This is a genomic window from Streptomyces sp. NPDC101776 (assembly GCF_044766845.1).
Lineage (GTDB): Bacteria > Actinomycetota > Actinomycetes > Streptomycetales > Streptomycetaceae > Streptomyces.
Genome location: NZ_JBIWMV010000065.1, coordinates 1 through 1,199 on the forward strand (window position 1 = coordinate 1; position 1,199 = coordinate 1,199).

At 65.3% G+C, this 1,199-nt stretch carries 1 protein-coding gene; it reads right to left on the bottom strand.

Annotation, left to right across the window (positions count from 1 at the left end; all coding sequences use genetic code 11):
• A partial coding sequence (locus tag ACIRRY_RS51810) for an IS256 family transposase (protein ID WP_403988159.1) occupies positions 1–1,150 on the bottom strand: 1,150 nt, incomplete at its 3' end.
• Positions 1,151–1,199 lie beyond the last annotated feature (49 nt).

A 1,199-nucleotide genomic window follows, 5' to 3' on the forward strand; every position in this document is an offset into this window, starting at 1 on the left:
GCTCCGTGGGGAAGTGCCCGCGGGCGCGGACGGCCTTGCGGATGCGCGCGTTGACGCTCTCGATGCTGTTCGTCGTGCACACAATGCGGCGTATCTCAGCATCAAACTGAAGGAAAGGCGTGAACTCGGGCCAGCTGGACTCCCAGAGGCGGACGATCGCCGGGTACTTCCTGCCCCAGGTCTCGGCGAACTCCAGGAACCGCGTCGTGGCCGCGTCCTCGCTCGGCGCGGTGTAGACGGGCTTGAGCGCCTTGGCGATCTTGTCCCAGTCCTGGCGGGCCGCATAGCGGAATGACGCCCGCAGCAGGTGAACCACACATGTTTGCACAACAGTTCGCGGCCAGACTTCGCCGACCGCGTCAGGCAGCCCCTTCAACCCGTCGCAGACCAGCATGAGGACGTCTTCAACGCCCCTGTTCTTGAGCTCGGAGAGCACCCGCAGCCAGTGTTTCGCGCCTTCGCCGCCGTCGCCGGCCCACAGCCCGAGGATGTCCCGGTGCCCCTCGGCGGTAACCGCCAAGGCCACATAGATCGGCCTATTCGCTACTTGGCCATCGCGAATCTTGACGTTGATAGCGTCAATGAAGACGACCGGGTAGACGCGGTCGAGCGGACGGCTCTGCCATTCCGCCATGCCATCCATCACCTTGTCGGTGATCGTGCTGATGGTCGTCTTGGACACGCTGGCGCCGTAGACCTCGGCCAGGTGCGAGGAGATCTCGCCGTGAGTGAGGCCCTTCGCGGACAGGGACAGGACCATCTCGTCGACGCCGGTCAGCCGGCGCTGCCGCTTCTTGACGATGGCCGGCTCGAAGGAACCCTCCCGGTCGCGAGGGACATCGATCTCGACCGGCCCGATGTCGGTCAGCACGGTCTTGGAGCGGGTGCCGTTGCGGGAGTTGCCGCCGTCCTTGCCCGCCGGGTCGTGCTTGTCGTAGCCGAGATGGTCGGTGATCTCGCCCTCCAGGGCGGACTCCAGAACCGTCTTGGTGAGCTGCTGCAGCAGCCCGCCCTCGCCGGTCAGCTGCAGACCCTTGCTCCGGGCCTGTGCGACGAGCTGCTCGATGAGCCTCTGCTCGACCGCCACACTCTCCAGCGGCGGTTCCGCCTGGTCATCGGCGGTCGCGGACTTGGTCACGGTGTCAGTCACTTGATGTCTCTTCCATGATCATCAATTACACCGGTGAGCGTACAGACCC